Origin of the sequence: Pseudomonas agronomica (genome assembly GCF_025917275.1) — a bacterium.
GTDB classification, from domain to species: Bacteria; Pseudomonadota; Gammaproteobacteria; order Pseudomonadales; family Pseudomonadaceae; genus Aquipseudomonas; species Aquipseudomonas agronomica.
Window position 1 is genome coordinate 1 of record NZ_JAOSHO010000447.1, and the last position, 4,078, is coordinate 4,078.

A 4,078-nucleotide genomic window follows, 5' to 3' on the forward strand; every position below is an offset into this window, starting at 1 on the left:
CTTCGCGAGCAAGCCCGCTCCCACTGCACCAAAAGCGCATAAAAAAAGGCCACCCGAAAGCAGCCTTTAAAAAACTAGAGAGGTTTTTTGCTTACACGGCCGCGACAGGGCGCATGTAAGAAATTGGTGCGGTGCTGGCGTCTTCGAACGTCACGACTTCCCAAGCGTCTTTCTGCTCAATCAACTTGCGCAGCAGCTGGTTGTTCAGTGCGTGGCCAGACTTGAAGCCCTTGAACTCACCAATCAGGCTGTTGCCCAGCAGGTAGAGGTCGCCAATCGCATCAAGGATCTTGTGCTTGACGAATTCGTCTTCATAACGAAGGCCGTCTTCGTTCAACACGCCATCGGAATCGACCACGATCGCGTTCTCAACACTGCCGCCGAGTGCGAGGTTGTGCTTGCGCAGGTACTCGATGTCACTCATGAAACCAAAGGTACGGGCGCGGCTGACTTCTTTTACGAACGAAGTGCTGGAAAAGTCCACGCTTGCACTCTGGGTGCGGTCCCGGAAAACCGGGTGATCGAAATCGATCTCGAAGCTCACCTTGAAACCTTCGAAAGGGACGAAAGTGGCGCGCTTGTCGCCGTCTTCCACTGTCACTTCCCGCAGGATGCGGATGAACTTCTTGGCCGCGTCCTGTTCTTCCAGGCCAGCCGATTGAATCAGGAATACGAAGGGTCCGGCACTGCCATCCATGATCGGGACTTCGGACGCGGAGAGCTCGACGTAGGCGTTATCGATGCCCAGGCCAGCCATGGCCGAGAGCAAATGCTCCACCGTGTCCACTTTGGTGTCACCGTTGACCAGCGTGGTCGACATAGTGGTTTCACCAACGTTTTCCGCGCGAGCAGGAATCTGCACCACAGGGTCGAGGTCGGCACGACAAAACACGATGCCGGTATCGACAGGCGCGGGCTTGAGGGTCAGGTAGACCTTCTCGCCGGAGTGCAGGCCGACACCTGTGGCACGGATAATATTCTTCAGGGTGCGTTGTTTAATCATGGCATGGGCCGCTTCAGCGCAAATTGCGAACTGGTATCAACAAAGGCTGGCGATGATAGCAGACCAGACCTTTGCTGAACACCAATCACCCGTATACCCCTGATACATTCCATCAATCGGCCTGACGACGCAGGAATGCCGGGATGTCCAGGTAGTCCAGATCATCTTGCGGATTCATCTTCGCGGCAGTCGCAGCACCGGCCTGGGCCTGGTTGCGCATGACGGTCGGACGATCCAGGTCACGGTAGTTCACCGCTGGCGCTTCCTGACGAGCGGCCGGTTGCTGTTGCGGCTGGGAGGCCATGGCAGTCTGGACGGTGTTGTCGATCACCTTCATCGGCTTCTCGATTTTCGCGCCCAGGCCAGTGGCAACCACTGTCACGTGCAACTCGTCACGCATGTCCGGATCGATCACGGTACCAACCTTGACCATTGCATGGTCGGAAGCGAATGCCTCGATGATGCTACCCACGTCGGAGTACTCGCCCAGGGACAAGTCCGGACCGGCGGTGATGTTCACCAGGATGCCGCGGGCGCCCTGCAGGTTCACATCTTCCAGCAATGGGTTGCGGATCGCCGCTTCGGTAGCTTCGCGTGCACGGTTCGGACCGCTGGCGCAGCCAGTGCCCATCATCGCCATGCCCATTTCGGACATCACGGTGCGTACGTCGGCGAAGTCGACGTTGATCATGCCTGGACGCTTGATGATGTCGGAGATACCGCGAACGGCACCGGCCAGTACATCGTCTGCCTTGGCGAAAGCCGACAGCAGGCTGGCGTCTTTACCCAGGATGGTCAGCAACTTCTCGTTGGGGATGGTGATCAACGAGTCGACGCTTTCGCTCAGCGCGCGGATGCCTTCGTCGGCGATCTGCATGCGCTTGCGGCCTTCGAACGGGAACGGACGGGTCACCACCGCAACGGTGAGGATGCCCATTTCCTTGGCCACTTCGGCAATGATCGGCGCTGCACCGGTACCGGTACCGCCGCCCATGCCCGTGGTGATGAACACCATGTTGGTGCCAGCCAGGACTTCAGCGATGCGCTCGCGGTCTTCCAGGGCAGCCTGACGGCCGACCTCGGGATTCGCGCCGGCACCCAGGCCCTTGGTCACGCCGGTACCCAATTGCAGGATGGTCCGCGCGCCGATGTTTTTCAGCGCTTGAGCATCGGTGTTGGCGCAGATGAACTCGACGCCTTCGATGTTGCTCTTGACCATGTGGTTGACAGCGTTGCCGCCGCCACCGCCGACACCGATTACTTTGATAACCGGGCTAGCGGGGATGTTGTCTACGAGTTCGAACATGTTCCCTCTCCTTACATTCTCTAGTTTTTTTCGCCTACTGCGTTTGTTGCCGTCTTGCACGCCGAGCCTGAAACCCGGCGCTTGAAGCTTGAATCAATCAGAAATTGCCTTTCACCCAAGCCTGCAGCCGCTCGAACAACGGTGCCTTCGGCTCGTCGCTGCTGTAGCTGTCGCGGCTGCCTATCCCTGAGAACGAGATCCCGTCGGACTGCTTTTGCAGGCCATACATCAACAGGCCCACGCCGGTGGAATAGATCGGGTTGCGCACCACGTCATCCAGGCCCTTGACGCCATGGGGCACGCCAAGGCGCACCGGCATGTGGAAAATCTCTTCGGCCAGCTCGACCGCGCCTTCCATCTTCGACGTACCGCCGGTCAGCACGATGCCGGCCGGAATCAGGTCTTCGTAGCCGCTGCGACGCAGTTCGGCCTGGATCAGCGTGAACAGCTCGTCGTAGCGCGGCTCGACCACTTCGGCCAGGGCCTGGCGCGACAGTTCGCGCGGTGGACGGTCGCCAACGCTTGGCACCTTGATGGTTTCGCCGGCACCGGCCAGTTTCGCCAGGGCGCAGGCGTAGCGGATCTTGATTTCCTCGGCGTACTGGGTCGGGGTGCGCAACGCCATGGCGATGTCGTTGGTCACCTGGTCGCCGGCAATCGGGATCACGGCCGTGTGGCGGATCGCGCCTTCGGTGAAGATCGCGATGTCGGTGGTGCCGCCGCCGATGTCCACCAGGCATACGCCCAGCTCTTTCTCGTCGTCGGTCAGTACCGAATAGGCCGAGGCCAGTTGCTCGAGGATGATGTCGTCGATTTCCAGGCCACAGCGGCGTACGCATTTCTCGATGTTCTGCGCGGCGTTCACCGCACAGGTCACCACGTGGACCTTGGCTTCCAGGCGCACGCCGGACATGCCCAGCGGCTCGCGCACGCCTTCCTGGTTATCGATCACGTAGTCCTGCGGCAGGGTGTGCAGCACACGCTGGTCGGCCGGGATCGCCACGGCCTGGGCCGCGTCAAGCACGCGCTCGAGGTCGGCGGAGCTGACTTCGCGATCACGAATTGCCACGATGCCGTGGGAGTTAAGGCTGCGGATGTGGTTGCCCGCGACGCCGACGAACGCCGAGTGGATCCGGCAACCGGCCATCAGCTGCGCCTCTTCGATGGCGCGCTGGATCGATTGCACGGTGGACTCGATGTTCACCACCACGCCTTTCTTCAAGCCGCGGGACGGGTGTGTACCGATCCCGACGATGACCAGCGTGCCGTCGTCCGCGACTTCGCCTACCAGCGCCACCACCTTGGAAGTGCCGATATCAAGACCGACGATCATTTTTCCGCTTTGCACGTTTGCCATGGGTCCAGCCTCTTCTTAATTCTTCGCGACGGCGGGTACGGCCGTCGTCGGCGCTACCGGTTCCCGCCAGCCAACAGCGAGGCCGTTGGCGTAGCGCAGATCGATGCGCGCAATGTTCGTAATCTGTTCTTTGAGCGTCTTGTCATAGATGGCAATGAAGCGGCGCATCTTTTCCACCAGGTTGCCGCGCCCGAGCAACAGCTCGATGCCCGGCCCCGAGCTGCCCGCGCCAGTGGTCAGGAACCAGCTGCCGCGCTCACGCAGTTCCAGGCGTGCGATGGAGAAGCCCAATGGCCGCAACATCTGACTCAACACCTGGTATTGCTGCATCACTTGCTGCTGGGCCCGCTGTGGACCGAACAGTTGTGGCAAATGTTCATAATTGGCCAGTTCCCGTGGCGTAAACGCCTGG

At 60.3% G+C, this 4,078-nt stretch carries 4 protein-coding genes; all 4 read right to left on the reverse strand.

Going from position 1 to position 4,078, the window contains the following annotated elements:
• Window positions 1-91: 91 nt before the first annotated feature.
• A complete protein-coding gene (gene lpxC, locus OC610_RS22405; protein ID WP_030139673.1) occupies window positions 92-1,003 on the reverse strand; it encodes a UDP-3-O-acyl-N-acetylglucosamine deacetylase in 912 nt (303 codons plus the stop codon).
• A gap of 112 nt (window positions 1,004-1,115) precedes the next feature.
• Window positions 1,116-2,309 (reverse strand): cell division protein FtsZ, encoded by a 1,194-nt coding sequence (gene ftsZ / locus OC610_RS22410; RefSeq protein WP_030139674.1) that lies wholly within the window; start codon window positions 2,307-2,309, stop codon window positions 1,116-1,118.
• 97 nt (window positions 2,310-2,406) lie between these two features.
• A complete protein-coding gene (gene ftsA / locus OC610_RS22415; RefSeq protein ID WP_003205342.1) occupies window positions 2,407-3,666 on the reverse strand; it encodes a cell division protein FtsA in 1,260 nt (419 codons plus the stop codon).
• 15 nt (window positions 3,667-3,681) lie between these two features.
• Window positions 3,682-4,078 (reverse strand): cell division protein FtsQ/DivIB (locus OC610_RS22420; protein ID WP_264430858.1); only part of this gene is annotated, 397 nt, incomplete at its 5' end.

What these genes read in the sequence shown, in the direction of transcription:
- lpxC (WP_030139673.1), bottom strand. Translation starts at nt 1,003, where the DNA reads ATGATTAAACAACGCACCCTGAAGAATATTATCCGTGCCACAGGTGTC.
- ftsZ (WP_030139674.1), bottom strand. Translation starts at nt 2,309, where the DNA reads ATGTTCGAACTCGTAGACAACATCCCCGCTAGCCCGGTTATCAAAGTA.
- ftsA (WP_003205342.1), bottom strand. Translation starts at nt 3,666, where the DNA reads ATGGCAAACGTGCAAAGCGGAAAAATGATCGTCGGTCTTGATATCGGC.